The sequence below is a fragment of the Pseudomonas rhodesiae genome, assembly GCF_013285305.1.
Taxonomy (GTDB): domain Bacteria; phylum Pseudomonadota; class Gammaproteobacteria; order Pseudomonadales; family Pseudomonadaceae; genus Aquipseudomonas; species Aquipseudomonas rhodesiae.
On sequence record NZ_CP054205.1, the window covers coordinates 233,546 to 260,326 of the forward strand.

Below are 26,781 nucleotides of genomic sequence, written 5' to 3' on the forward strand. Positions count from 1 at the left end.
CCTTCCCTCAGTTTTATTAGTGTTGGCAGGGTTGTGGATAACGTGCCTTGCGCTCCAGGTCGTCGAGGTCGATATGGTTGCGCATGTACTGCTGACTGGCGTCGACCAGTGGCTGGTGATCCCAGCTCTTCAGCTTGCCGTGGGTCAGCGCCTCGAACACCAGGCGACGACGGCGTTGGCTGGCGAGCACCTGCTGGTGGATCGCCGGGATGTCCCATTTAGCCCGCGCTTCCTGCAAAAACGCCTCGAACAGTGGCCGGTGTTCCGGTGACTGGCTGAGGTCTTCCCGCTCGTGCGGGTCGTTGTGTACATCGAACAGCAGGCAAGGGTCGTCCTCGCTGTAGATGAATTTGTAGGCGCCCCGGCGGATCATCATCAGCGGGCTGATGGTGCCTTCGGCCATGTACTCGCCGAATACCTCGTCATGGCCGCCCTGCCCTTGCAGATGCGGAACCAGCGAGCGGCCGTCCAGCGGCAGGCGTGGGTCCAGTTCGCCACCGGCCAGTTCCACCAGGGTCGGCAGCAGGTCGGCGGTGGACACCGCAGCGCTCACCCGGCCCGCCGCGAATTGCCCCGGCGCGTATACCAGCAGCGGCACGCGGGCGGCCATCTCGAACCAGTGCATTTTGTACCAGAGGCCGCGCTCCCCGAGCATGTCGCCGTGGTCGCCGGAGAACACGATCAGGGTGTCGTCGGCCAAGCCGGTGTCTTCCAGGGTTTGCAGAAGTTTGCCGACATTGCTGTCGATGTAACTGCACGCACCGAAGTAGGCGCGGCGGGCGTCGCGGATCTTATCCACAGGCAGCGGCTTGTCCCACAGGTCATAGACCTTGAGCAAGCGTTGGGAATGGGGATCGAGGTCGCCTTGGGCCGGTGTGGCGGGCAAGGGGATATCGCTGTCGTCGTACAAATCCCAGAACGCCTTGGGAATGGTGTACGGGTCGTGGGGATGGGTCATCGACACGGTAAGGCAGAACGGTTGGTCGCCGTCTTCGCGGATATGGTCGAACAGGTATTGCTGGGCTTTGAACACTACTTCTTCGTCAAAATCCAACTGGTTGGTACGCACGCACGGGCCGGCTTGCAGCACCGAGGACATGTTGTGATACCAGCTGGGGCGCACGTCCGGCTCGTCCCAGTTCACCGCCCAGCCATAGTCGGCGGGGTAGATGTCGCTGGTCAGGCGTTCTTCGTAGCCGTGCAATTGGTCGGGGCCGCAGAAGTGCATCTTGCCCGACAGCGCAGTGCGGTAGCCGAGGCGGCGTAGGTAGTGGGCATAGGTCGGTACATCGGCGGGGAAATCCGCCGCGTTGTCGTAGGCGCCGATCTTGCTTGGCAACTGGCCGCTGACCAAGGTGAAACGCGAGGGCGCACACAGCGGGCTGTTGCAATAAGCGGCGTCGAACACCACGCCCTGGGCGGCGAGACGGCTGAGGTTGGGCAACTTGATTGGCGAGGCACCGTAGAACGGCAGCAGCGGCGCGGCCATTTGATCGGCCATGATGAAAAGAATGTTCTTGCGCTTCATGGGTTATCGGCATTCCATAGGCGGTGTTTATGCCAGTGAGCATGCAGCCCATGAAAAATGGGGTAAAGCCCATGAAAAGCAATGTCTAGGATAAGCACAGCTTATGTATGAAGCCCTGGGAGATCTGTCACTGGACCTGCTGCGCGCATTTGAAGCCGCCGCGCGCCACCGTAGTTTTACCGCCGCCGCCAGGGAGCTGGGCACCACCCAGCCGGCCATCAGCCAGCAGATCAAGCGCCTGGAAGAACAATTGGCGATTCGCCTGTTCGACCGCATCTACCGTGGCATTGAACTGACCGACGCTGGCGCGCTGCTGTTCGAACACGTCCAAGGCGGCCTGCAGGCCATCAACCAAGGCCTGAGTACGATCACCCAGCACAGCCAGCACGAAGTGCTGCAAGTGGCCACCGACTTTGCTTTCGCCGCTTACTGGCTGATGCCGCGCCTGCATCGATTCCACCAGGCCAACCCGCAGGTGGATGTAAGCCTGGTGACCAGCGAACGCAACCACGCCACCTTGCGCAGCGATATCGACGTGGCGGTGTTGTTCGGCGATGGCCGGTTCAAGCAGGGCGACAGTCTGTGGTTGTTCAACGAGGAGGTTTTCCCGGTGTGCAGCCCGCAGTGGCTCAAGGGCCAGGACAAACCCTTGGCCGTGCAGGACTTGCCCGACTGCCCCCTGCTGCACCTGCGCCAGGAAAACAACAGCCAGTGGTTCGATTGGAGCGGCGTGTTCCGCGAATTGGGCCTCAGCGCCGCACCGACCCCCGGCCAATTGCGCTTCGACAATTACACCTTACTGATCCAGGCGGCGATTGCCGGCCAAGGCGTGGCCATTGGCTGGCGTCATCTGGTGGATAACCTGCTGGAACAGAACTGGCTGTGCCGTCCGTTCAGCGACACGGTGATCTCCCGTTTCGGCTATTACGTGGTGCAACCGCAGCGCAAACGGCGTGGGCAACTGGTGGAGCGCTTCGTCGATTGGCTGGTGGCCGAACAAGCCAGCAGCGCGCAATCGCTGACCGGACTGGCCCTGCCCTCGATTGCGGTCTAGCATCTGGCGCACATCCCCATCGGAGCCGGTCATGCACCGTATCAAGGGTTATCACGCTCATATCTACTTTGATGCCAGCACGCTCGAACAAGCGCGCGCCTTGTGCGAGGACGCGGCCAAGCTGTTCCCGATACGCATGGGCCGTGTGCATGAGCGCCCCGTAGGCCCGCACCCGGACTGGAGCTGCCAACTGGCCTTCGACGCTGAGTACATCGGCGTAATGCTGCCGTGGCTGGCGCTGCATCGAAACGGACTGGTGGTGTTTCTGCACCCCGATACCGGCGATGAGTTGAAGGACCACACCGACTACGCGATCTGGATGGGTGCAATGCGCGAGCTGGATCTGTCGGTTTTTTAACCTCTTCTTGCAAGACGCAAGTCCGCACATTCCCGATGACACGTAGGACTTTGCTTGCCTATCTCCCACTATGTGGGATAGCCATTTATATATTGAGATATTTCACCGCATAGGTTTATAGTCGCCCATCTGCTTATTTCAGCACCCACACATTTCAGGTGAAGCGATGCAGGCGCAATTGATCGCGCTCGACTGGGGGACCAGCTCCCTTCGTGCTTACAAACTCGGCCCCGCAGGCGTGGTGCTGGAACAACGCTCGCTGGCGTCGGGCATCATGCATCTGCCCAGCGAACCCCGCGACATTGCCGGCGTGCGCTGCAGCGATGGTTTTGAGTTGGCGTTCGACGCAGCGTGTGGAGATTGGCTCGACGCCGAGCCACACCTGCCGGTGATCGCCTGCGGCATGGTGGGCAGCGCTCAGGGCTGGAGCGAAGCGGCATACCGCAATACGCCGGTGGACGTCGCCAGTCTCGGCAAAGCCTTGCACACCGTACGCAGCCTGCGTGGCGTGGCGGTACATATCGTGCCCGGCGTGATCGAGCAAGGCCGCTTGCCCAACGTAATGCGCGGCGAAGAAACCCAGGTGCTCGGCGTGCTGCACAACCGGGCGGCCGGCGGTGAAGTCTTGATCGGCCTGCCGGGCAGCCACTCCAAGTGGGTCGAGGTGGTCGGTGGCTGCATCACCCATTTCGACACCTTTATGACCGGTGAAGTGTTCGCGATCCTCAGCAAGCACAGCATTCTGGGGCGTACGCAACAGCCTTGCGAACATTTCCAGGCCGAAGCCTTTGATCGCGGCGTGCAAGTGGCGCGCTCTCAGGATGGCCAGCGCGGCGTGCTGTCGACGCTGTTCAGCGCCCGCACTCTGGGCCTGACCGCCGAACTCGCGCCCGACCAGCAAGCGGACTACCTGTCCGGTCTGATGATCGGTCATGAGCTGGCCGGTCTGCCTGAGCGCGCTCGGCACACCCCGATCATCCTGGTCGGCGCCGGCCCTTTATGCGCGCGCTACCAACGCGCCCTCGCCCTCTGCGGCTTTGCCCATGTCAGCCTGGCCGAAGAAGCCACCGAGCGCGGCCTGTGGCAATTGGCGCTGGCGGCCGGGCTCACTCAACCTGCAACGGAGGCCTGACATGCTCAAGCAAGCACTCGCTCAAAACGGTTTGATCGCCATCCTGCGTGGCCTGCGCACGGAGGAAGCCCAGGCGGTCGGCCAGGTGCTGTACCAGGCCGGCTTTCGCGTGATCGAAGTACCCCTTAATTCACCGGACCCTTACACCAGCATCCGCATCCTGCGTGACAGCTTGCCAGCCGATTGCCTGATCGGTGCCGGCACGGTGTTGACGCCCGAGCAGGTCGAGCAGGTGAAAGCCGCCGGTGGCCAAGTGATCGTCATGCCCCACAGTGACGCCAAGGTATTGCACGCTGCCAAAGCGGCGGGCCTGTACCTGTCGCCGGGTGTGGCTACGCCCACCGAGGCCTTTGCCGCACTGGCCGAAGGCGCCGACGTGTTGAAGCTGTTCCCGGCCGAGCAAATGGGCCCGGCGGTGATCAAGGCGTGGTTGGCGGTATTGCCGGCGGGCACGTTGTTGCTGCCGGTGGGCGGCATTACCCCGGACAACATGCAGGTGTTTACCGACGCCGGCGCCAAGGGGTTCGGGCTGGGTTCCGGGTTGTTCAAACCGGGTATGACAGTGGATCAGGTAGCGAGCCGCGCCCAGGCTTATGTCGCCGCCTGGAAAGCCCTGAGCTGAATTCAAGTTCTGCGCCCCTGGCGCTGCATCTACAAGAGAGATAACAGATGAAAATCACCAAACTGACGACCTTTATCGTCCCGCCGCGCTGGTGCTTCCTGAAGGTCGAAACCGACCAGGGCGTGACCGGCTGGGGTGAGCCTGTGGTCGAAGGCCGCGCCCACACCGTGGCTGCTGCCGTTGAAGAACTGTCCGACTACCTGATCGGTAAAGACCCACGCAACATCGAAGACATCTGGACCGTGCTCTACCGCGGCGGTTTCTACCGTGGCGGCGCGGTGCACATGAGCGCCCTCGCCGGTATCGACCAGGCGCTATGGGACATCAAGGGCAAGGCCCTCGGCGTTTCCGTCAGCGATCTGCTGGGCGGCCAGGTGCGCGACAAAATCCGCGTGTATTCATGGATCGGCGGCGACCGCCCCGCTGATACTGCCCGCGCGGCTAAAGACGCCGTGGCGCGTGGTTTCACTGCGGTGAAAATGAACGGCACCGAAGAGCTGCAATTCCTCGACAGCTTCGAAAAAGTCGACCTGGCCCTGGCCAACGTCGCCGCCGTGCGTGATGCGGTCGGCCCCAACGTCGGCATCGGCGTCGACTTCCACGGCCGCGTGCACAAGCCGATGGCCAAAGTGCTGATGAAAGAGCTGGACCCGTACAAGCTGATGTTTATCGAAGAGCCCGTACTCAGCGAAAACTACGAAGCGCTCAAGGAACTGGCGCCGTTGACCAGCACCCCGATCGCCCTGGGCGAGCGCCTGTTCTCGCGTTGGGATTTCAAGCGCGTGCTCAGCGAAGGTTATGTCGACATCATCCAGCCGGACGCCTCCCACGCCGGCGGCATCACCGAAACCCGCAAGATCGCTAACATGGCCGAAGCCTACGACGTAGCGCTGGCCCTGCACTGCCCGCTGGGCCCGATTGCGCTGGCGGCGTGCCTGCAACTGGATGCGGCCTGCTACAACGCGTTTATCCAGGAGCAAAGCCTGGGGATCCACTACAACGAGAGCAACGACTTGCTCGACTACGTGCGTGACCCCGGCGTGTTCGATTATGAGCAGGGCTTCGTCAAGATCCCTAACGGCCCGGGCCTGGGCATCGAGATCAACGAGGAATACGTGATCGAGCGCGCTGCCATCGGCCACCGCTGGCGCAACCCGATCTGGCGCCACGCCGACGGCAGCTTCGCCGAGTGGTGATGCTCACCTGAAGATACCTGGTAAAAAATGTGGAAGGGGGCTTGCCCCCGATTGCGATGGCCCTGCCACTGACGCTGTCGACTGACACTCAGCTATCGGCGGCAACCTCCCCTCCCACATTCAATCCGGTTTCTTCAGTAAGACTTGTCCTCAATAAACATAAGAAGAGACTCCCCCCATGCAACCTGAATCCTTGACCGGGCAGGCTCCTTTAGTCACGCCTAGCCGAAAGCGTTTCTTCATCATGGTGCTGCTGTTTATCACCGTGGTGATCAACTACCTGGACCGCAGCAATCTGTCGATTGCAGCGCCGGCCCTGACCAGTGACCTGGGTATCGACCCGGTGCACGTCGGCCTGATTTTCTCGGCCTTCGGCTGGACCTACGCGGCCATGCAAATCCCCGGCGGCTGGCTGGTGGACCGGGTGCCGCCGCGCATTCTCTACACCGCTGCCCTGCTGCTGTGGTCCATCGCCACGGTGATGCTCGGGTTTGCCGCCAGCTTTATTGCGCTGTTTGTGCTGCGCATGGCGGTCGGTGCGTTGGAAGCGCCGGCCTATCCGATCAACAGCCGCGTGGTCACCAGTTGGTTTCCCGAGCGTGAACGCGCCACGGCGATTGGCTTTTACACCTCCGGGCAGTTCGTCGGGCTGGCGTTCCTGACACCGGTCTTGGCTTGGCTGCAGCATCACTATGGCTGGCACATGGTGTTTGTGGTGACCGGTGGCGTCGGCATTCTGTGGGCGGCGATCTGGTACGCGGTGTACCGCGAGCCGCGTGACTTCAAAGGTATCAACCAGGCCGAAATCGACCTGATCCGCGACGGTGGTGGGCTGGTGGACCTCAGCACCCAAGCGGCCAAGACCAAGACGCCGTTCAGCTGGGTCGACCTGGGTATTGTCCTGAGCAAGCGCAAACTGTGGGGGATCTACCTCGGGCAGTTCTGCCTGAACTCCACGCTGTGGTTCTTCCTGACGTGGTTCCCGACGTATCTGGTGAAGTACCGCGGCATGGACTTCATCAAGTCCGGCATGCTCGCGTCGCTGCCATTCCTTGCGGCATTCGTTGGGGTGCTGTGTTCCGGGCTGTTTTCCGACTGGCTGATCCGGCGCGGCGCGAGCGTGGGGTTTGCGCGCAAGTTGCCGATCATCAGCGGCCTGCTGATCTCCACGGCGATCATCGGCGCCAACTTCGTCGAATCGACTCCGTTGGTCATCGCCTTCCTGGCCGTGGCGTTCTTCGGCAACGGGCTGGCTTCGATCACTTGGTCGCTGGTCTCGACCCTCGCCCCGGCGCGCTTGTTGGGCCTGACCGGCGGGGTGTTCAACTTCATCGGCAACCTGGCGGCGATTACCACGCCAATCGTCATCGGTTTCCTGGCCAGCGGCGATTCGTTTGCGCCGGCGATCACCTACATCGCGCTGCTGGCGTTGCTGGGGGCGTTGTCCTACGTGCTGCTGGTAGGCAAGGTCGAGCGCATCGAGCTGTAAACCAGCCACCCGCTGGCGAGGGCGCAATGCCCTCGCCAGCGGGGTTGTAGCCTCAGAGGCGCCGGTCGTTACGGGAGTGGCACCGACATTTCGTTGCGGAACACATTCAATGGGTCCCAGCGTTGCTTGGTTCTACGCAGACGGCTCTCGATGAGGGGGTTGGGGAAGAAAATTCCATACCACGACGGGTTCTTGGCATTGGCCGGGTCGCCGCCGATGTAGGTCATATCCAAGTCCGGGTAGTTGATGTAGCAGCCCTCGAATTGCGCATCGTCCGGCACGCCGGTGCTGAACGCCGCTTTAAAAAGTCCGCGAATCCAGTTGGCATGGGCCTGGTCCACTGCATCGTCCGCCGAATGCCAATAGCACTGCGGTTGCCATTTGAGGTACGAGGAACGCTGGGCGGCGGAGGTCTGCGCCAGGATCGGAGCCTCCATTTCGTTGATGCGCCCGCCAAACGATTGGATCTGGATCAGGCTCTGGGTCAGGTATTGCGCTGGGTCGGGCCATTTCAAAGTGTTCCAGATCGCGTCCTTGACCTGTAGCGTGAACGCGCCTTTCTGATACGCCGATTTATAGCGACCGCGCTGATTGTCGCCGGACCCGTTGAGCGATTGCGTGGCGTACAGCCAGTCCAGGCGCCTGGCGGCGTCATGGGCGGTGCGCAGGGAGGTGATGTGGCGGCCCTTATTCATGCCGCTGGGCTGGTGCACCACATGAAACGGCAACAATGATTCCCGTGCACTCCCGCCGACCGCAGCGAGCATGCTGCTGACAAAGTCGTCGAAGGGCGCGAGGTCATCAAGTTGGCCATCCTTGTCGACGTAATGAATGCCTAGAGTGACATTGCCGGTATTGGCGTGACGCATCTCCAGCTTGGTGGCCAGGCCCCAGGTGCTTGGGTCTGCCTGATGGCTTGCAAACCAGAGCTGATAAGCGTCCAGCAGCCCGCCGAGCTTGGTGCGGTCCAGTTCGTTCAAATCCCATTCCAACGGCAGCCAAAGCACTTCCTTCGGTGCCGGCGGCAGCGCCTTGAAGTAGTAACTGGTGATGATGCCGAACTGGCCGCCACCGGCACCGCAGCAGGCCGCGAACAAATCCAGCTCGTCGCTATCGGTGCTGTCGCGGGACACATGCACCGGTTCAAGGCCTGTGCCGGTGGCATCGGCCACCAGGATATCCACACCGTCCAGCCAGTCGCAGACCAGCCCGTATTTGCGCGATAGCAACCCGTAACCGCCGCCGCAGATATGCCCGCCGAGCCCCACCGAATAACAGGAACCGCTCGGCAAGGCTTTGCCCGCCAGCTTGTACAGCGCGACGCTGGTGTCCCAATTCTGGCAACCGGGTTCCAGGCGCACGCTGTAGCGGTAGGTCGAGTCGGGCATCAGCACTGAGCCAATCTGCCCGCTGGGGTCGTAGGCCACTTGGTTCATCTGGCCTACATCCAAAATCGATAATGCCTCGCCAGGCGCATTGGGCATCACGTTGGAGACGAAGCCCTCGTAACAGTGGCCGCCGCTGCGCACGGTGATGCGGCCCATGGGCATCGCCAATGCCTGGGCGGCGGCGTCGATGATGTCCTGGGGGGTGTGACACAGGTATATCAGGTTGGCGCCGTCGGGCGACGACTCGCCCTGAACGTTGCCTTTTGGCCAGCGCAGGTTGAAGCCTTTTTGCAAGGTGGAGTGACGCGAGTCTGAAGGTGGGACGAGATCAAATGCCATGATGTACTCCAGGGAGACAATGATGACTTCTGATGCAACTAACTTAACGACCGACGGAGCAAGAACGGTGGGGCTTGCAGAGGTGGTTAGACAGCAATAGGCAAGAAGTGCGTTGAAGGTGGGGCGCAATGCCCACCTTCAGCCTAGCCTAGATCAGTCGGGAGCCTGAGGCCTTTACTTACGAGCGTTGCGTACACCTTCCGACAATGCTGCGCAGTGGCTGAGCACGCCGTCGATAGCCTGCTGGTCACTGCTGGCATTGGCGATGTGATCGATCAACGCCGAGCCCACCACCACACCGTCCGCCAGCCGTGCAATTGCGGCGGCCTGTTCCGGCGTACGAATACCGAAACCGATGCTGATCGGCAGATCGGTGTGCCGACGCAGACGCGTGACGGCTTCTTCGACGTGTTCCAAGGTGGCGGCGCCGGCGCCAGTCACACCGGCCACCGACACGTAATACACAAACCCGGAACTGCCGTTGAGTACGGTCGGCAGGCGCGCGTCATCAGTGGTCGGCGTGGTCAGGCGGATAAAATCCATGCCTGCGGCCTGGGCCGGGTCGCACAGCTCGCCGTTATGCTCAGGTGGCATGTCGACCACGATCAAACCGTCCACACCGGCGGCTTTGGCATCGTCGATAAAAGCGGGCACGCCGTATTTGTGGATCGGGTTGAAGTAGCCCATCAACACCAGCGGTGTTTCGTTGTTGTCCTTGCGGAACTCGCGAACCATCTGCAGGGTTTTCGCCAGGTTCTGCTTGGCGGCCAGCGCGCGGATGTTGGCCAGTTGAATGGCCGGGCCGTCGGCCATTGGGTCGGTGAAGGGCATGCCCAGCTCGATCACATCGGCACCGGCAGCCGGCAGACCTTTGAGGATCGCCAGGGAAGCATCATAGCCAGGGTCGCCGGCGGTGACGAAGGTCACCAGGGCGGCACGGTTTTGTTCCTTGAGTTGCGCAAAGCGGGTTTGCAGGCGGCTCATTTAGTGTTTCTCCTGCTGAGACTGTTCCATGTGGTGCATCACGGTCTGCATGTCTTTGTCGCCACGGCCGGACAGGTTGACCACCATCAGGTGATCCTTCGGCAGCGTCGGTGCGCGCTTGAAGACCTCGGCCAGGGCATGGGCGCTCTCAAGTGCAGGAATAATCCCTTCCAGACGGCAGCATTTGTGGAAAGCATCGAGGGCTTCGTGGTCGGTCACCGAGGTGTACTGGACGCGGCCGATATCATGCAACCACGCGTGTTCCGGGCCGATGCCTGGGTAGTCCAGGCCGGCGGAAATCGAGTGGGCGTCGATGATCTGGCCGTCGTCGTCCTGCAACAGGAAGGTGCGGTTGCCGTGCAGTACGCCCGGTACGCCGCCGTTGAGGCTGGCGGCGTGCTTGCCGGTCTCAATGCCGTGGCCGGCCGCTTCGACGCCGATGATTTCCACGCTCTTGTCGTCCAGGAATGGGTGGAACAGGCCCATGGCATTGGAACCACCGCCGATGCACGCCACCAGGCTGTCCGGCAGGCGGCCTTCCTGGGCTTGCAGCTGGGTGCGGGTTTCCTTGCCGATCACGGCCTGGAAGTCGCGCACCATCGCCGGGTACGGATGCGGGCCGGCCACGGTGCCGATCAGGTAGAAGGTGCTGTCGACGTTGGTGACCCAGTCGCGCAGGGCTTCGTTCATCGCATCTTTCAGGGTGCCGGTGCCGGCGACCACTGGGATCACTTCAGCGCCCAGTAGCTTCATGCGGAACACGTTGGCCTGCTGGCGCTCGATGTCGGTGGTGCCCATGTAGATCACGCATTGCAGGCCGAAACGCGCAGCCACGGTGGCAGTGGCCACGCCGTGCATGCCAGCGCCGGTCTCGGCGATGATGCGTTTTTTGCCCATGCGTCGCGCCAGCAGGATCTGACCGATGCAGTTGTTGATCTTATGCGCGCCGGTGTGGTTCAGCTCTTCGCGCTTGAGGTAGATCTTGGCGCCGCCGCAGTATTCGGTCAGGCGTTCGGCGAAATACAGCGGGCTTGGGCGACCGACGTAGTCGCGCTGGAAGTAAGCCAATTCCTCGTTGAATGCCGGATCGATCTTGGCCGCTTCGTATTCGCGGGCCAGGTCGAGGATCAACGGCATCAGGGTTTCAGCGACGTAGCGGCCGCCGAAGGTGCCAAACAGGCCGCTGGCGTCTGGGCCGTTGCGTAGATCGGTCTGGGACTGAGTCATGGGACGCTCCAGGAAAGAATTCGTGTGGGAAGCAATGAGGGCCACTCTACCCCTCACATTCGATGCTGAAAACCGATAAGATCGCCGCAACCTGTCAGGAAAACTCACAGATGAGCCGAGACCTCCCGCCCCTCAATGCCTTGCGCGCATTTGAAGCCACCGCGCGCCTTAACAGCGTCAGCCAGGCCGCTGAGCAACTGCATGTGACCCACGGCGCAGTGAGTCGCCAGTTGAAGGTGCTCGAAGAACACCTGGGCGTCAGCCTGTTCGTCAAAGAAGGTCGTGGCCTTAAACTCACAGATGCCGGGGTAAGGCTGCGGGACGCCAGCGGCGAGGCGTTCGAGCGCTTGAGGGATGTGTGTGCCGAACTTACTCAGAGCAGCGTGGATGCCCCGTTTGTGCTCGGTTGCTCAGGCAGCTTGCTCGCGCGCTGGTTGATCCCGCGGCTGGGCCGGCTGAATGCCGATCTGCCGGACCTGCGTCTGCATCTTTCGGCGGGCGATGGCGATCTGGACCCGCGTCGGCCTGGGCTGGATGCCTTGCTGGTGTTCGCCGAACCGCCATGGCCGGCGGATATGCAGGTGTACGAGTTGGCCAGTGAACGTATCGGGCCGGTAATGAGCCCGCGCTTCAGCGGCTACGAGCGTTTGCGCCAGGCGCCCGCCTCGGCGTTGTGTGGCGAGGCGCTGTTGCACACCACTTCACGACCCCAGGCTTGGCCCAGCTGGGCGCAGCAATACGGCATCGCATCGGCGGCGTTAAAGCACGGGCAAGGCTTTGAGCACCTGTATTATTTGCTGGAGGCGGCAGTGGCCGGCTTGGGCGTGGCGATCGCGCCGGAGCCGTTAGTGGCAGAGGATCTGCGGGCCGGTCGCCTGGTGGCGCCGTGGGGTTTTAGCGAAACCCCGGCGCACCTGGCGTTGTGGCTACCCAAGCGCGCCGCGGATGGGCGCGCTCGGCAATTGGCGCAATGGCTCAAGGCTGAGCTGTCGCGCCAACCGGTTTAGTCACCGCGCTTGCACAGCAGGTAAGCCGCCAGCAGGCCCAGTGCGCCAACGGCGACGCCGGCGGTGGTCCATGGGTGCTCTTGTGCGTAATCGCGAGTCGCTACGCCGGTTTCGCGCAGTTTGACTTTGCTTTCTTCGTAGGCGTCGGTGATCAGATGACGGGAATGCTTGAGTGCGTTCTCGGCATTGCTTTTCAGGGCCTTCAAGGTTTTGCGCGACTCATCGGACGCATCGTCCTTGAGACTTTCAAGGGACTTGAGCAGGCTCGAAATCTCGGCTTCCATGCTTTCCAGCGACGCTTTGCGTAAAGAAGTGTTGGCCATGTGGACTCTCCTGAAGTGATTGAGTGGCGTGTGTAGATACCGACTGCGGGGTTTGCAGAAAGTGCAGTAAATCTGAACTTTCGGGTAGGAACGGCCGCCAGAAGCAGTACGAAGATTGACTGCTAGGCTGCATAAACCACCCTTAGGAGAAACACCATGAGCGATCATCACACGTACAAGAAAGTCGAATTGGTGGGTTCGTCCACCACCAGCATTGAAGACGCAATCAACAATGCCATCGCCGAAGCGAACAAGAGCCTCAAGCATCTGGAGTGGTTCGAAGTCACCGAAACCCGTGGCCATATCGAAAACGGCAAGGTGGCGCATTACCAGGTGACGTTGAAAGTGGGATTCCGAATTGCCAGCAGTTGATCCCGTGAGTTGAACTTGCTGACTGGCCGATTGCCATAACCTGCGCTACACCGTTCGGGTGCCGATGCCGTTGCATCGGCACGTCCATTTCGATCAGCGCAAGGAAGTAACGGATGAAGAAGCTCCTGTTAGCAGTAGGTTTGTTGAGCATTGCAGGCTCCGCACTGGCCGCGGGTAAGCCGTGTGAAGAGCTCAAAAGCGAAATTGCCGCGAAAATCGACGCCAAAGGTGCTTCGGGCTATTCGCTGGAGATCGTCGACAAAGGCGCTTCGACCGACGCCCAAGTGGTCGGTAGTTGCGAAGGCGGTACCAAGGAAATCGTCTACAAACGCGGCTAACCCCGTGTTGCAGACATAAAAAACCGACGCGGGTGCGTCGGTTTTTTTTCGCCTGAGGTTGGGTCAGCCCTTCATCAGCTGCGCCAGCAACTCGTAGGAATGAATCCGGTCGGCGTGTTCGTAAAGGTCGCAGGTGAAGATCAACTCGTCCGCGCCGGTCTGTTCGATCAGCACCTCAAGTTTGGCGCGGATCTTCGCCGGGCTGCCCACCATGGCCAGGCCGAGGAAACTGCCGACTGCGTCCTTTTCATGGGGCAACCACAGGCCGTCCATGGTTTTCACTGGTGGGCGCTGCACCAGGCTCTGGCCGCGCATCAAGGCGAGGATGCGCTGGTAGACAGACGTCGCCAGGTAATCGGCCTGCTCGTCGGTATCGGCCGCCACCAGCGGAATGCCCAACATCACGTAGGGTTTGTCCAACACGGCTGAAGGCTTGAAGTGGTTGCGGTACACGCGAATGGCTTCGTGCATAAGGCGCGGTGCGAAATGGGAGGCGAAGGCGTAAGGCAAACCGCGCTCGCCGGCCAGTTGCGCACTGAACAGGCTCGAACCCAGCAGCCACACCGGTACGTTGGTGCCGGTGCCGGGAACAGCGATGACCCTTTGATCTGGCGTGCGCGGGCCCAGGTAAGCCATCAGTTCGGCCACGTCTTCGGGGAAGTCATCGGCGCTCCCCGAGCGCTCACGGCGCAGGGCGCGGGCGGTCATCTGGTCGGAGCCAGGCGCGCGGCCCAGGCCCAGGTCAATGCGCCCGGGATACAGGCTTTCGAGGGTGCCAAACTGCTCGGCGATCACCAGCGGCGCGTGGTTGGGCAGCATCACGCCGCCGGAGCCGACGCGAATCGTCGAGGTGCCGCCGGCCAGATAGCCGAGCAATACTGAAGTGGCCGAGCTGGCGATGCCATCCATGTTGTGGTGTTCAGCCACCCAGAAGCGGTTGTAGCCGAATTTTTCCAGGTGCTGAGCCAGGTCCAGGGAATTGCGCAAGGACTGCGCCGGGCTGCCATTGGCCCGCACGGGCACCAGGTCGAGGGCGGAAAACTTAATGTCGGACAGCGATTTCATAAGCCTGCTTCTCCAGTAGGGGCGCAGGCTTCTTAAGACGAACCAAAACCTGCCGCTTCATGTGCATGTTCTATGCAATGAGGGCATATACCCGAGATTCAATAGCGCGCGTAAAAAATCCTACGTAATTGCTGGGTTTTTCCTATGACTGAACTTTGCCAGAGCTTCTATCCTCAGAACCTTACTGAAGCAAAACCACCGTTCGAGGAGAAAGCTATGAGTATCGTTAAAAAGGCATCCGCGCATTGGGAAGGTGATCTGAAGACAGGTGTGGGCTCCATTTCCACCGAAACCGGCGTACTGCGTGACGCGCCTTACGGCTTCAAGGCCCGTTTTGAAGGCGGCAAGGGCACCAACCCCGAAGAGTTGATCGGAGCGGCCCACGCCGGCTGTTTCTCCATGGCGTTTTCCATGATTCTGGGCGATGCCGGCCTCAAGGCTGACAGCATCGACACCCAGGCAGACGTGACCTTGGACCAAGTCGACGGTGGCTTTGCGATCACCGCCGTGCACCTGACGCTCAAGGCCAAGATCCCAGGCGCCAGCCAGGCCCAGTTCGATGAACTGAGCAAAAAGGCCAAGGAAGGTTGCCCGGTATCCAAGGTGTTGAATGCAACCATCACCCTGGATGGCACGCTCGTAAACTGACACAAGGTCCATCGTGGGAGGGCGTAAGCTGCCTCCCACGATGTTCTGCGTTAAATCAGAACTCCCGTTTCACACCTGTGGTCCTATACCCTATGCAGCCTAGTCGCACACTCGTGCGCAATGCATTCAGGGAGCTTCAACATGAAACGTTTTGCCTTGGCGATCATCTGCGGTGTGTTGGCCACATCGGCCGTGGCCGCTCCAAAAGATTGTGAAGAACTCAGGAAAGAGATCGAAGTGAAGATCCAGGCCAAGGCGATTCCGTCCTACACCCTGGAGATCATCACCGCCGAAGAAGCCAAGAACCACGACAGCGCCATGATCGTCGGTAGCTGCGAAAACGGCACCAAACGCATCATCTACCAGAAAAACAACGACTGATTAGAGGCAGTTCACACTGCGCTCCTCTGCCAGCAACTGACGGGCCGAGTCGTAGAGCCGGATGTTGGGCGTGAAGGCCAGCGAGCGACCTTCGAGCAGGTAGCGCTGGCCGGCCTGGAAGTGGTCGTACTGCAACGTCATAAAGCAGGTTCGGTACATCATCTGGCTGAGTCCACCCAGGCCGCCACCCGCTGGCACCTCAAAATCAAAACGCACCATCAGCTCATGGGCGCCGGGCGGCATTTGGAAGTAGCGCCCGTCGTCGAGATTCTTGCCGTCCAGACGCTGTGCCATCACCAGCTTCGCTCCCGGAGTGGGCGTGATGAAATCGACCCATGCCTGTTTTGGATCGGCCGACGGCACCGGCGTTGTGGTGCAGGCACTCAGAAGTAAGGCAGCGGCGGCAAACAGCAATGGGCGCATGGCACAGTCTCTATGCAGGATGAGGTTTGAGTATAAACACCTCAGGCCGTGGAAAAATTCCCGGCAGGCACGCTAGTCTGGCGCGCACATTACCCAGGAGCAGTCGGAATATGGTCAGGCGTTTTGTTGTTGCGGCGTTGACTGTGCTGCTGAGCGGTTGTTCCAGTGTCACTTACTACAGCCAGTTGGCGAGCGGTCAATGGCAGTTATTGCGAGCCCGCGAGCCCGTGGCCCAAGTCATTGCCGACCCGACGCGCCCCCAAGTGCTGCGCGAACACCTGGCACAAGCGCAGAAGGCACGCACCTTCGCCAGCGACCATCTGCACTTGCCCGACAACCTGAGTTACAGGCTGTACGCGGACATCGGTCGTCCCTATGTGGTCTGGAATGTCTTCGCCACGCAGGAGTTTTCTCTGACGCCTCAGACCCATTGCTTTCCCATTGCCGGCTGCGTGGCCTATCGCGGTTATTACAACCAGGGCGCCGCACGCGGCGAGGCGGCAGTGTTGAAACTGCAAGGCATGGATGTGGCGATCGGCGGCGTGGAGGCTTATTCCACCCTGGGGTGGTTCGACGACCCGATCATGAACTCGATGATGAACTGGGGCGATGAGCGGCTGGCCACGTTGATCTTCCATGAATTGGCTCACCAGCGTTTCTATGTAAAGGACGACACGGAGTTCAACGAGTCGTTTGCCAGTTTCGTCGAGCAAGAAGGCACGCGCCAATGGCGTGCAGCGAGGGGGCTGGGGCCGATCAGCGATACCCAGGCGCGGCAGCGCGAGCAATTTATCCGCTTGATCCTCGACACCCGCCAACGCCTGGAAAAACTTTACGCACAACCCTTGGCTCCGGAGGTGATGCGCCGGGCCAAGGCGGCGCAGTTCGAGCAATTGCGCCACGACTATCGACAACTGCGCGACACCCAGTGGGCGGGCGACAAACGCTATGACGCCTGGATCAATCAGCCGATGAATAACGCCCGGCTGCTGCCGTTTGGGCTGTATGACCAATGGGTGCCGGCGTTTGCGGCGTTGTTTGCCCAGCAAGGTGGGGACTGGCTGAAATTCTACGCCGCAGTGGAAAAGATGGGCGAGATGCCGCCGATGCAGCGCAAGGCTGCGTTAAGGCAGTTGGAGGGTGTGGGCTTGTTGGGCCTCATCGGGGGCAAGCCCCCTCCCACCTTTTTACGCTGCACAGCTTGCCCCCGATGACGATTTTTAAGGCCGCTGCAAAAACGCCCCGTGCATCGCGGCCAATGTCTCGAAATGCCAGGTCGGCGCTTCGGCATTCAATTCTTCAAAGCTGCCAAATCCATACCCCACCGCCGCCGAATCCAGCCCATTGCTACGGGCGCCGATCAGGTCGTGCTTGCGATCGCCGATCATCAGGGTGTTGGCCGGGTCCAGGCCCTCTTCTTTGATCAGGTGGGCAATCAGCTCGACCTTATTTGTGCGGGTACCGTCCAGCTCGCTGCCGTAAATCACCTTGAAGTGCTTGGCAAAGTCGAAATGCCGCGCAATTTCCCGGGCAAATTCCCACGGCTTGGAGGTGGCGATGTACAGCTGGCGGCCTTGGTTGTTGAGTGCCTCCAGCAACGGCATCACCCCGTCGAATACGCGGTTTTCGTACAGCCCGGTGACCTTGAAGCGCTCGCGATAGAAATTCACCGCGTCCCAGGCCTTGGCTTCATCGAAGTCATAGAACTGCATAAAGGCTTGCAGCAACGGCGGGCCAATGAAGTGTTCCAGGCGGGTCAGGTCTGGTTCATCAATGCCCAACTTGGCGAGGGCGTACTGGATCGAGCGGGTGATGCCTTCGCGCGGGTCGGTAAGGGTGCCGTCCAGGTCGAACAGCACGGTGGAGTAATGCAGAGTCATCGGTCGAATCCTTCCGCCAGGTGCAGGTCTTTGAGCTTCACGTAGTTCGCCGCGCTGTAGGTGAAAAAGGCGCGTTCCTTGTCAGTCAGCGCACGGATTTGTTTCACCGGGCTGCCCACATACAAAAAACCGCTTTCCAGTGTCTTGCCCGGCGGCACCAGGCTGCCGGCGCCAATGATCACCTCATCTTCCACCACTGCGCCGTCCATCACGATGCTGCCCATGCCGATCAGAATACGGCTGCCCACCGTGCAACCATGCAGCATGACCTTGTGGGCGATGGTCACATCGTCGCCGATCAGCAGCGGGAAACCGTCGGGGTTGAAGGGCCCGGCGTGGGTGATGTGCAGCACGCAGCCATCTTGGATGCTGGTGCGCGCGCCGATACGGATGCGGTGCATGTCGCCGCGAATCACGGTCAGCGGCCATACGGAGCTGTCGGGGCCGATTTCGACATCGCCGATCACCACCGCCGAAATATCGACAAACGCCCCGGTGCCCAGGGTTGGCGTGTGGTTCTGATAGGTGCGAAGGGTCACGATAGCTTCTCTCTCTTTTGCTGATAGCTGCGGTGGGCATTGATTGTAATTAAGATGGCCCCATCTTTGTTCTTACATGTTTCTCCAGCCAAGGTACCCACCGTGAGCGCGAACAACCCTCTTCTGCAGCCCTACGACCTGCCGCCGTTCTCGGCGATCCGTGCCGAGCACGTTCAGCCGGCCATTGAACAGATCCTCGCCGACAGCCGCGTTGCCATCGAAGGCATCCTGCAAAGCCAGGGGAAAAATCCGACATGGGCCGGCTTGGTCCTGGCCATGGATGAACTCAATGATCGCCTGGGCGCGGCCTGGAGCCCGGTGAGCCACCTCAACGCCGTGTGTAACAGCGCTGAATTGCGTGAAGCCTACGAGGCGTGCCTGCCGGCACTGAGTGCTTATTCCACCGAAATGGGCCAGAACCGCGAGTTGTTCCAGGCCTTCGAAGCCTTGGCCAATAGCCCGGAAGCCGCTGGCTTCGATGTGGCGCAAAAAACCATCCTCGAACACTCCCTGCGCGACTTCCGCCTGTCGGGTATCGATTTACCGCCCGAGCAGCAAAAACGTTATGCCGAAGTGCAAAGCAAACTCTCCGAGCTGGGCAGCAAGTTTTCCAACCAACTGCTCGACGCCACGCAGGCTTGGACCAAGCACGTCACCGATGAAGCCACCCTCGCCGGCCTGACTGACTCGGCCAAGGCGCAGATGGCCGCCGCCGCCCAGGCCAAGGGTCTCGAAGGTTGGCTGATCACCCTGGAGTTCCCTAGCTACTACGCGGTGATGACCTACGCCCAGGACCGCGCCCTGCGTGAGGAAATCTACGCAGCCTACTGCACCCGTGCGTCGGACCAAGGCCCGAATGCCGGTCAGAACGATAACGGCCCGGTGATGGAACAGATTCTCGACCTGCGTCAGGAACTGGCCAGCCTGCTGGGCTACGCCTCGTTCTCCGAACTGAGCCTAGCCACCAAAATGGCCGAGTCCAGCGACCAAGTGCTGAGCTTCCTACGTGACCTGGCCAAGCGCAGTAAGCCGTTTGCCGCTCAGGATCTGGAGCAGCTCAGGGCCTACGCCGCCGAACAGGGCTGTGCCGATTTGCAAAGCTGGGACAGCGGTTACTACGGCGAAAAACTGCGCGAGCAGCGCTACAGCGTGTCCCAGGAAGCCCTGCGCGCCTACTTCCCGATCGACAAAGTGCTGAGCGGCCTGTTCGCCATCGTGCAGCGCCTGTATGGCATTGAGATCGCCGAGCAAAAGGGTTTCGACACCTGGCACCCGGACGTTCGCCTGTTCGAAATCAAGGAAAACGGCCAGCACGTCGGACGCTTCTTTTTCGACCTGTACGCCCGCGCCAACAAGCGCGGCGGTGCCTGGATGGACGGCGCGCGCGACCGTCGTCGCACCATCAATGGCGTGCTGCAAAGCCCGGTGGCCAACCTGGTGTGCAACTTCACCCCGGCCGACAGCGGCAAGCCTGCTCTGCTGACCCACGATGAAGTCACCACGTTGTTCCACGAATTCGGTCACGGCCTGCACCACCTGCTGACCCGTGTCGACCACGCTGGTGTCTCCGGGATCAACGGTGTGGCATGGGATGCGGTGGAGTTGCCGAGCCAGTTCATGGAGAACTGGTGCTGGGAGCCGGAAGGTCTGGCGCTGATCTCCGGCCACTATGAAACCGGCGAGCCGCTGCCCCAGGACCTGCTGGAAAAAATGCTCGCGGCGAAGAACTTCCAATCCGGCCTGATGATGGTGCGCCAGCTGGAGTTCTCGCTGTTCGACTTCGAACTGCATGCTACTCATGGCGATGGTCGCAGCGTGGCGCAGGTGCTTGAAGGCGTACGCGACGAGGTTTCGGTCATGCGTCCGCCGGCCTACAACCGGTTCCCCAACAGCTTTGCGCACATCTTCGCCGGTGGTTACGCGGCAGGGTACTACAGCTACAAATGGGCCGAAGTGCTGTCGGCGGATGCCTTCTCCAAGTTCGAAGAAGAGGGCGTGCTCAATGCTGAAACCGGCCGTGCGTTCCGTGATGCGATCCTGGCGCGTGGCGGTTCCCAGGCACCGATGGTGCTGTTCGTCGATTTCCGCGGCCGCGAGCCTTCCATTGACGCTCTCTTGCGTCACAGTGGCTTGAGCGAGGACGCAGCAGCATGAGCCAAGGACCTGTAATCACCAAAAAGCAATTTATCGCCGGGGCTGTGTGCCCGGCGTGCAGCGAGCCGGACAAGCTGAAAATGTGGACCGAGGACAACGTGCCCCATCGCGAATGCGTGGCCTGCGGCTATACCGACACGCTCAATGATCAAGGCTTGTCGGTGCCCAAGGAACTGGGTACGCGGGTCAATACCTCGGCGCTGAAAGTGCCGGATCCGAAGGTGCAGGCGGTGCAGTTCTTTCCGAACCCAAAGCTGAAAAAAGACTGAAGAAACCTCCCTCAATCCTGTAGGAGCGGGGGGCTCGCAAAGAGCCTCAAGACAATGCGGTCATTCACGTGGCTGCATTGTCTTGATCACGTCCGCCCCTACTGCATCTGCTCCCTCCTTGTTTGAGGTGGAGATCCAATCCTTCATCGAACACAGTGCAAACGCGCTGGTGCTGCAATCTCCGTTTGCCAAGGCTGTGCGCAATTTGTCGACATCGGCCCGCATCATGTAGCGAACGCCATCTTTGAACCCATTACTGGTGCCAAATCCACCCAGGGTCATTTCGTTCAGCGCGTCTTCTTTGCTCCACCCTTGAATCACCACCCGGTACATCGCCGCCATCAAGCCCGTACGGTCCGAACCATGCTTGCAGTGCATCAGCACCGGGCCGCTGTTCTCTGCTTGCTGAATGGCGCGTAGCGCCGCCAGTACGTCTGAATCATCAACGTGATTGGTGCGATAAGTCAGTTGCACTTGTTTGATATCGACTGTTTTAAGCCAACTGGCGTCGGATTCCGGTAGGAAATTGATCACCGTGCCGATCTTCAGCTTTTCCAACAATGGCAGCGCGCCGCTATCCGGTAAGCCACTGCGGTACAACGTGGGGGTCATCTGGTGCAAGTTATAGTGGGTATCAATCGGTTGGGCCCATTCGGGTGAGCGCACGGAAGTGATGATCTCATCGGCCTGCACGGGGGTAGGGGCTGACAGGCTGACGAGCGTGAGGCAGAGAGCCGCAAATAAGGCGTGTTTCAACATGGTCGACGTAACCGGAAGGAGCTGGCGAATGGCTCTCAGATTGGGTGACGTCGGGTCAATGCCGTGTGAGTCGGTCGTCAAAGAAGCGTGATTTGGCGGGCTTTGTGGCCGGCGATTTTCAGCTGAATCGATTTTCCTCGATGCTTAGCCTGCTATCATTCGTAACTATTCATGTCAGCTGTGTTCTATCTCTCTGAAACAGTTGGATCCAATTGCCCTGTAGACGCTCAAGCCGCTCGCCAGAAGCGGCTGTTCAATCCGTGACCACATGATGAGGTGCTCCATGTCTGATCAAGATCAAGACAACCCCCGGCGTGACTTTTTACGCAAATCCTTGACCTTGATCCCGGTGGTCACGGTTGCCAGTACCGGCCTGGGTGGTTCGATGCTGATGGCCACGCCTGAGCCGGCACAGGCCAGCGCGGCCAAGCCAGCGGTTAGCGAAAAAGCCTACGAACCCAGCTACTTCACGGCTGAGGAATGGGCGTTTATCCAGGCTGCCGTCGCGCGCTTGATCCCTGCCGATGCCCAAGGTCCCGGCGCCCTTGAAGCGGGTGCGCCGGAGTACATCGACCGTCAGATGAACACGCCCTATGCCAGTGGGGCGTTGTGGTACATGCAGGGGCCATTCAACGCCGATGCCGCCCCAGAGATGGGCTGGCAGAGCAAGTTGGTGCCCAAAGAGATCTATCGCCTGGGCATTGCCGCGACCGATGCCTGGTCGAAGGCATTCAATGGCAAAGCCTTTGCCGCTCAAGACAGCGCTACCCAGGACGATATGCTGCGTCGCCTTGAAGCCGGCGGCGGCGAGGTATCGGCCCATTTCGAGGCGGTGCCGGCGAAGATGTTCTTCAACCTGTTACTGCAGAACACCAAAGAAGGGTTTTTCTGCGACCCGATTCACGGGGGCAATAAAGGCATGGTCGGCTGGACCCTGATCGGTTTCCCCGGCGCGCGCGCCGACTTTATGGATTGGGTGGAACGCAACGAGCAATACCCCTTCCCGGCAGTTTCCATCCGCGGCGAGAGGGCATAAGCGTGGCGACCATCATGAAGAAAGTCGATGCAGTGATCGTAGGTTTTGGCTGGACCGGTGCGATCATGGCCAAGGAGCTGACGGAAGCGGGCCTGAACGTGGTTGCGCTGGAGCGCGGCCCAATGCAGGACACATACCCCGACGGCAACTATCCCCAGGTCATTGACGAACTGACCTACAGCGTGCGTAAAAAACTCTTCCAGGACATTTCCAAAGAGACCGTAACCATTCGCCATAGTGTGAATGACGTGGCCTTGCCCAATCGGCAGCTCGGTGCATTCTTGCCCGGTAATGGCGTGGGCGGTGCGGGCTTGCACTGGTCGGGCGTGCATTTTCGCGTCGACCCTATTGAGCTGCGCATGCGCAGCCACTACGAAGAGCGCTACGGCAAGCACTTCATACCCAAGGACATGACCATCCAGGACTTCGGCGTCAGCTATGAAGAGCTTGAGCCGTTCTTCGACTATGCGGAAAAAGTCTTCGGCACCTCCGGCCAGGCCTGGACCGTCAAAGGTCAATTGGTGGGCGAAGGGCGCGGCGGCAACCCTTATGCGCCGGACCGCTCAAACCCGTTCCCCCTGCAAGCGCAGAAAAATACCGTCTCTGCACAGCTGTTTCAGAAAGCCGCCACAGAGGTAGGTTACAAGCCCTACAACCTGCCGTCGGCCAACACTTCGGGGCCTTATACCAACCCCTACGGTGCGCAAATGGGGCCGTGCAACTTCTGCGGTTTCTGCAGTGGCTACGTGTGCTACATGTACTCCAAGGCGTCGCCGAACGTGAACATCCTGCCGGCGCTGCGGCAGGTGCCGAATTTCGAACTGAGGCCCAATTCCCACGTACTCAAGGTCAATCTCGACAGTACCAAGAGCAAGGCCACCGGCGTGACCTACATCGACGGCCAGGGCCGCGAGTGCGAGCAGCCGGCGGACCTGGTGATCCTCGGTGCGTTCCAGTTCCACAACGTGCGTTTGATGCTGTTGTCGGGTATCGGCAAGCCTTACGACCCGATCAGCGGCGAAGGCGTGGTGGGCAAGAACTTCGCTTACCAGAACATGGCCACCATCAAAGCGTTCTTTGACAAGGACACCCACACCAACAATTTCATCGGTGCCGGCGGCAACGGCGTGGCCATCGATGACTTCAACGCCGACAACTTCGACCACGGCCCCCACGGCTTTGTGGGCGGTTCGCCAATGTGGGTCAACCAGGCCGGCAGCCGACCAATTGCAGGTACGTCCAACCCGCCGGGCACCCCAGCCTGGGGCAGTGCGTGGAAGCGCGCCACCGCCGATTACTACACCCATCAGGTGTCAATGGATGCCCACGGCGCTCATCAATCCTACCGGGGCAACTACCTGGATCTGGACCCGGTATACCGCGATGCCTACGGCCTGCCACTGCTGCGGATGACATTCGACTGGCAGGAAAACGACATCAAAATGAACCGCTTCATGGTCGAGAAAATGGGCAAGGTGGCGCAGGCCATGAACCCCAAGGCGATCGCTCTGCTGGGCAAGAAGGTCGGTGAGCACTTCAATACCGCGTCCTACCAGACCACCCACCTCAACGGTGGCGCGATCATGGGCACCGACCCGAAAACCAGCGCGGTCAACCGCTACCTGCAGTCCTGGGATGTGCACAACGTGTTTGTCCCGGGCGCATCCGCTTTCCCACAAGGCTTGGGTTACAACCCTACCGGCCTGGTGGCGGCGCTGACCTACTGGTCGGCCCGAGCGATCCGCGAACAGTACCTGAAAAACCCCGGCCCCCTGGTTCAGGCATAAGGAGCGATGACCATGAAAGTATTTGTTATCGCGACCTTGGCGCTGCTCAGCAGTTGCTCGATCAGCGCCGCTGAAACCGACCTGATCAAGCAAGGCGAGTACCTGGCCCGCGCCGGTGACTGCGTGGCCTGCCACACCGCCAAGGGCGGCAAACCCTTTGCCGGTGGCCTGCCGATGGAAACCCCCATCGGTGTGATCTATTCCACCAACATCACCCCGGACAAGACCGGCCTGGGTGATTACAGCTTTGAGGACTTCGACAAGGCCGTACGCCATGGCGTCGCCAAAAGCGGTAGTACGCTTTACCCAGCCATGCCCTACCCGTCTTACGCTCGTGTCAGCGAAAGCGATATGCAGGCGTTGTACGCATATTTCATGAAAGGCGTCGAACCGGTCGCCCAAGCGAACAAGGACAGCGATATTCCCTGGCCCTTGAGCATGCGCTGGCCGTTGACGGCGTGGCGCTGGGTGTTTGCGCCGGCCGTTGAGGATTATCAGGCTGCAGCGGGGGCCGACCCGGTGATCAGTCGCGGCGCCTATCTGGTGGAGGGCCTTGGCCACTGTGGCGCATGCCATACGCCGCGCGCCCTGACCATGCAGGAAAAAGCCCTGAGTGCTCAGGACGGCAGCGCGTTTCTGTCCGGCAGTGCGCCGTTGGAAGGTTGGATCGCCAAAAGCCTGCGCGGCGACCACAAGGACGGGCTCGGCAGCTGGAGCGAAGAGCAACTGGTGCAATTCCTCAAGACCGGTCGCAGTGACCGCAGCGCGGTGTTTGGCGGCATGAGCGATGTGGTCGTGCATAGCATGCAATACCTGTCGCAAGACGACCTGACCGCTATCGCCCGGTACCTCAAGAGTCTACCGGCGGTGGATCCCAAGGATCAGCCGCACCAGTACGACAAGCAGGTGGCGCAAGCCCTGTGGAAAGGCGACGACAGCCAGCGGGGTGCGTCGGTGTATATCGACAACTGCGCGGCCTGCCACCGTACCGACGGGCATGGTTATACGCGGGTGTTCCCGGCGCTGGCGGGCAACCCGGTGTTGCAGACGGCGGATGCGACGTCGCTGATCAACATCGTGTTGAACGGCGGCACATTACCGGCCACCCACTCGGCACCGTCCACCTTCACCATGCCGGCGTTCGCCTGGCGTCTGTCGGACCAGGAAGTGGCGGATGTGGTGAGCTTTATCCGCGGCAGTTGGGGCAACCAAGGGGGGCCAGTCAAAGCCAGCGACGTAGCGGACCTGCGCAAAGACGACATGCGCACCACCTCCGGCGATGACCTGGGGCAGGTGACGAAAAAGCACTGATCTTGCATTGACCGCCAAACGGCACTGGTCAGACACCCTGCGCCTCGATACTGTATATAAAAACAGTATTGAGGCGTTCTTATGTCGACTGCGCTGCCACCCCGGGGCCGGGGCACGGCCACCAACCTGCACAACCGCTTTGCGCCCACGGTCAGCGTGGTCGAGGACGACGGGTGGCACCAGGAAGTACCGCCGACCCAGGGCACCGAAGTGCGTATCGAGACGGCCAAGACCATCATCACCCGCAACAACTCACCAGACCTGCCGTTCGACCGCTCGATCAACCCTTATCGTGGCTGCGAGCACGGCTGTATTTACTGCTACGCGCGGCCCAGCCATGCCTATTGGGACATGTCCCCGGGGCTGGATTTCGAAACCCGCCTGATCGCCAAGCACAATGCCGCCCAGGTGCTGGAGCAGCAGCTGTCGAAACCGGGCTATGTGTGTGCGCCGATCAACCTGGGGTCCAACACCGATCCCTACCAACCCATCGAGCGCGAGCACCGCATCACCCGACAGATCCTGGAAGTGCTGCTGCGATACCGGCACCCGGTGACCATCATCACCAAGGGCTCGCTGATCCTGCGCGATCTGGACTTGCTCACCGAGTTGGCGCGCCAGCGTCTGGTGGCGGTGATGATCAGCCTCACCAGCCTGGACGACGAGCTCAAGCGCATCCTGGAGCCTCGCACGGCGGCGCCCAAGGCGCGTCTGCGAGGGATTCGGGTGATGCGTGAGGCGGGGATCCCGGTGGGCGTGCTGTGTTCGCCGATGATCCCGATGATCAACGACAGCGAGCTGGAAAGCCTGCTGAGCGAAGCCCATGCCGCCGGGGCCCAGAGCGCGGCCTACATGATGCTGCGCTTGCCGTTGGAGGTGGCGCCGCTGTTCGAAGAATGGCTGGCGGCGCATTATCCGCAGCGCGCGGCCCATGTGATGAGCCTGGTGCGCCAGGTGCGCGGCGGAGAGGTGTATGACAGCCGTTTCGGCGTGCGCATGCGCGGTGAAGGGCCGTTTGCCGATCTACTGGCCCAGCGCTTCAGCAAAGCTATCAAGCGTTTGGGGCTGGATCGTCGGGAAGGCTTCAATCTGGATTGCGAGGCGTTCTGTCCACCTGGCCGACAGATGGCATTGTTGTAGACTGACTGGGAAGAATGCACCATTCCTGTAGG

The 26,781-nt window shown here is 60.8% G+C and carries 28 protein-coding genes; 18 read left to right on the plus strand and 10 right to left on the minus strand.

Annotation, left to right across the window (positions count from 1 at the left end; genetic code table 11):
• Positions 1–16: 16 nt before the first annotated feature.
• Positions 17–1,528, minus strand: a complete 1,512-nt coding sequence (gene betC, locus HRH33_RS01030; protein WP_173603346.1) for a choline-sulfatase — start codon at positions 1,526–1,528, stop codon at positions 17–19.
• Positions 1,529–1,631: 103 nt separating this feature from the next.
• Between betC and HRH33_RS01035 the strand changes: the two genes are divergently transcribed.
• From HRH33_RS01035 to HRH33_RS01060, 6 genes are all read left to right on the plus strand, one after another.
• Positions 1,632–2,582: a choline sulfate utilization transcriptional regulator gene (locus HRH33_RS01035; RefSeq protein ID WP_167417370.1), complete on the plus strand. Its 951-nt coding sequence runs from the start codon at positions 1,632–1,634 to the stop codon at positions 2,580–2,582.
• A 31-nt stretch (positions 2,583–2,613) separates the two neighbouring features.
• Positions 2,614–2,940 (plus strand): DOPA 4,5-dioxygenase family protein, encoded by a 327-nt coding sequence (locus HRH33_RS01040; protein ID WP_034111099.1) that lies wholly within the window; start codon positions 2,614–2,616, stop codon positions 2,938–2,940.
• A 166-nt stretch (positions 2,941–3,106) separates the two neighbouring features.
• Positions 3,107–4,072, plus strand: a complete 966-nt coding sequence (locus HRH33_RS01045) for a 2-dehydro-3-deoxygalactonokinase (RefSeq protein ID WP_167417371.1) — start codon at positions 3,107–3,109, stop codon at positions 4,070–4,072.
• Between the two features lies 1 nt (position 4,073).
• Positions 4,074–4,694, plus strand: coding sequence for a 2-dehydro-3-deoxy-6-phosphogalactonate aldolase (locus HRH33_RS01050; RefSeq protein ID WP_167417372.1), 621 nt, complete (start codon positions 4,074–4,076; stop codon positions 4,692–4,694).
• Between the two features lie 47 nt (positions 4,695–4,741).
• Entirely contained in the window at positions 4,742–5,890 is a 1,149-nt protein-coding gene (gene dgoD, locus HRH33_RS01055) for a galactonate dehydratase (RefSeq protein ID WP_034111103.1), read from the plus strand.
• A 178-nt stretch (positions 5,891–6,068) separates the two neighbouring features.
• A complete protein-coding gene (locus HRH33_RS01060; protein WP_034136328.1) occupies positions 6,069–7,379 on the plus strand; it encodes an MFS transporter in 1,311 nt (436 codons plus the stop codon).
• 68 nt (positions 7,380–7,447) lie between these two features.
• Here the strand turns inward: HRH33_RS01060 and HRH33_RS01065 are convergent, their stop codons facing one another.
• From HRH33_RS01065 to trpB, 3 genes are all read right to left on the minus strand, one after another.
• Positions 7,448–9,106, minus strand: a complete 1,659-nt coding sequence (locus tag HRH33_RS01065) for an FAD-binding oxidoreductase (protein ID WP_167417373.1) — start codon at positions 9,104–9,106, stop codon at positions 7,448–7,450.
• 174 nt (positions 9,107–9,280) lie between these two features.
• Positions 9,281–10,090 carry a tryptophan synthase subunit alpha gene (gene trpA / locus HRH33_RS01070; RefSeq protein WP_034101661.1) on the minus strand — a complete coding sequence of 270 codons (810 nt, stop codon included), beginning with the start codon at positions 10,088–10,090 and terminating at the stop codon, positions 9,281–9,283.
• Positions 10,091–11,317: a tryptophan synthase subunit beta gene (gene trpB, locus HRH33_RS01075; RefSeq protein WP_167417374.1), complete on the minus strand. Its 1,227-nt coding sequence runs from the start codon at positions 11,315–11,317 to the stop codon at positions 10,091–10,093.
• A gap of 110 nt (positions 11,318–11,427) precedes the next feature.
• Here trpB and HRH33_RS01080 point away from each other — a divergent pair, with 110 nt between their 5' ends.
• On the plus strand, positions 11,428–12,324 hold the full coding sequence (locus HRH33_RS01080; RefSeq protein ID WP_034136378.1) for a LysR family transcriptional regulator: 897 nt from the start codon (positions 11,428–11,430) through the stop codon (positions 12,322–12,324).
• On the opposite strand, the gene HRH33_RS01085 is transcribed toward HRH33_RS01080, so the two are convergent.
• Entirely contained in the window at positions 12,321–12,647 is a 327-nt protein-coding gene (locus tag HRH33_RS01085) for an ElaB/YgaM/YqjD family protein (protein WP_034101663.1), read from the minus strand. The two genes, HRH33_RS01080 and HRH33_RS01085, sit on opposite strands and share 4 nt — an antisense overlap.
• A gap of 156 nt (positions 12,648–12,803) precedes the next feature.
• Between HRH33_RS01085 and HRH33_RS01090 the strand changes: the two genes are divergently transcribed.
• A complete protein-coding gene (locus tag HRH33_RS01090) occupies positions 12,804–13,019 on the plus strand; it encodes a dodecin (RefSeq protein WP_003170747.1) in 216 nt (71 codons plus the stop codon).
• A 113-nt stretch (positions 13,020–13,132) separates the two neighbouring features.
• Positions 13,133–13,357: a DUF1161 domain-containing protein gene (locus HRH33_RS01095; RefSeq protein ID WP_034136332.1), complete on the plus strand. Its 225-nt coding sequence runs from the start codon at positions 13,133–13,135 to the stop codon at positions 13,355–13,357.
• Positions 13,358–13,420: 63 nt separating this feature from the next.
• On the opposite strand, the gene HRH33_RS01100 is transcribed toward HRH33_RS01095, so the two are convergent.
• Entirely contained in the window at positions 13,421–14,422 is a 1,002-nt protein-coding gene (locus HRH33_RS01100; RefSeq protein ID WP_034111111.1) for an LLM class flavin-dependent oxidoreductase, read from the minus strand.
• Between the two features lie 216 nt (positions 14,423–14,638).
• On the opposite strand from HRH33_RS01100, the gene HRH33_RS01105 reads away from it, so the two are divergent.
• Both HRH33_RS01105 and HRH33_RS01110 read left to right on the plus strand, forming a co-directional pair.
• On the plus strand, positions 14,639–15,070 hold the full coding sequence (locus tag HRH33_RS01105) for an OsmC family protein (RefSeq protein ID WP_123479126.1): 432 nt from the start codon (positions 14,639–14,641) through the stop codon (positions 15,068–15,070).
• Between the two features lie 141 nt (positions 15,071–15,211).
• Positions 15,212–15,451 carry a DUF1161 domain-containing protein gene (locus HRH33_RS01110; RefSeq protein WP_016969660.1) on the plus strand — a complete coding sequence of 80 codons (240 nt, stop codon included), beginning with the start codon at positions 15,212–15,214 and terminating at the stop codon, positions 15,449–15,451.
• On the opposite strand, the gene HRH33_RS01115 is transcribed toward HRH33_RS01110, so the two are convergent.
• Complete coding sequence (locus HRH33_RS01115) at positions 15,452–15,874, minus strand: PA0061/PA0062 family lipoprotein (RefSeq protein WP_034136334.1); 423 nt, start codon at positions 15,872–15,874, stop codon at positions 15,452–15,454.
• Positions 15,875–15,984: 110 nt separating this feature from the next.
• Here HRH33_RS01115 and HRH33_RS01120 point away from each other — a divergent pair, with 110 nt between their 5' ends.
• Complete coding sequence (locus HRH33_RS01120) at positions 15,985–17,088, plus strand: aminopeptidase (protein ID WP_167417375.1); 1,104 nt, start codon at positions 15,985–15,987, stop codon at positions 17,086–17,088.
• Between the two features lie 6 nt (positions 17,089–17,094).
• Here HRH33_RS01120 and HRH33_RS01125 read toward each other — a convergent pair whose 3' ends face one another.
• Positions 17,095–17,754 (minus strand): HAD family hydrolase, encoded by a 660-nt coding sequence (locus HRH33_RS01125; protein ID WP_099312980.1) that lies wholly within the window; start codon positions 17,752–17,754, stop codon positions 17,095–17,097.
• Positions 17,751–18,293: a gamma carbonic anhydrase family protein gene (locus HRH33_RS01130; protein ID WP_167417376.1), complete on the minus strand. Its 543-nt coding sequence runs from the start codon at positions 18,291–18,293 to the stop codon at positions 17,751–17,753. The genes HRH33_RS01125 and HRH33_RS01130 overlap by 4 nt, the downstream gene beginning before the upstream one ends.
• Before the next feature lie 54 nt (positions 18,294–18,347).
• Between HRH33_RS01130 and prlC the strand changes: the two genes are divergently transcribed.
• Entirely contained in the window at positions 18,348–20,447 is a 2,100-nt protein-coding gene (prlC, locus tag HRH33_RS01135) for an oligopeptidase A (RefSeq protein WP_173603347.1), read from the plus strand.
• Positions 20,444–20,716, plus strand: a complete 273-nt coding sequence (locus tag HRH33_RS01140) for a YheV family putative zinc ribbon protein (protein ID WP_034101676.1) — start codon at positions 20,444–20,446, stop codon at positions 20,714–20,716. The genes prlC and HRH33_RS01140 overlap by 4 nt, the downstream gene beginning before the upstream one ends.
• A 60-nt stretch (positions 20,717–20,776) precedes the next feature.
• Here HRH33_RS01140 and HRH33_RS01145 read toward each other — a convergent pair whose 3' ends face one another.
• On the minus strand, positions 20,777–21,475 hold the full coding sequence (locus tag HRH33_RS01145; protein WP_167417378.1) for a dual specificity protein phosphatase family protein: 699 nt from the start codon (positions 21,473–21,475) through the stop codon (positions 20,777–20,779).
• A gap of 283 nt (positions 21,476–21,758) precedes the next feature.
• Between HRH33_RS01145 and HRH33_RS01150 the strand changes: the two genes are divergently transcribed.
• The 4 genes from HRH33_RS01150 (at position 21,759) to HRH33_RS01165 (ending at position 26,749) form a co-directional block, all read left to right on the plus strand.
• Positions 21,759–22,511 (plus strand): gluconate 2-dehydrogenase subunit 3 family protein, encoded by a 753-nt coding sequence (locus HRH33_RS01150; RefSeq protein WP_034101679.1) that lies wholly within the window; start codon positions 21,759–21,761, stop codon positions 22,509–22,511.
• Between the two features lie 2 nt (positions 22,512–22,513).
• Positions 22,514–24,298, plus strand: coding sequence for a GMC family oxidoreductase (locus HRH33_RS01155; protein WP_034136340.1), 1,785 nt, complete (start codon positions 22,514–22,516; stop codon positions 24,296–24,298).
• Between the two features lie 12 nt (positions 24,299–24,310).
• Positions 24,311–25,609: a cytochrome c gene (locus tag HRH33_RS01160; protein ID WP_167417379.1), complete on the plus strand. Its 1,299-nt coding sequence runs from the start codon at positions 24,311–24,313 to the stop codon at positions 25,607–25,609.
• An 81-nt stretch (positions 25,610–25,690) separates the two neighbouring features.
• Positions 25,691–26,749, plus strand: a complete 1,059-nt coding sequence (locus HRH33_RS01165) for a PA0069 family radical SAM protein (protein ID WP_167417380.1) — start codon at positions 25,691–25,693, stop codon at positions 26,747–26,749.
• Positions 26,750–26,781: the final 32 nt, after the last annotated feature.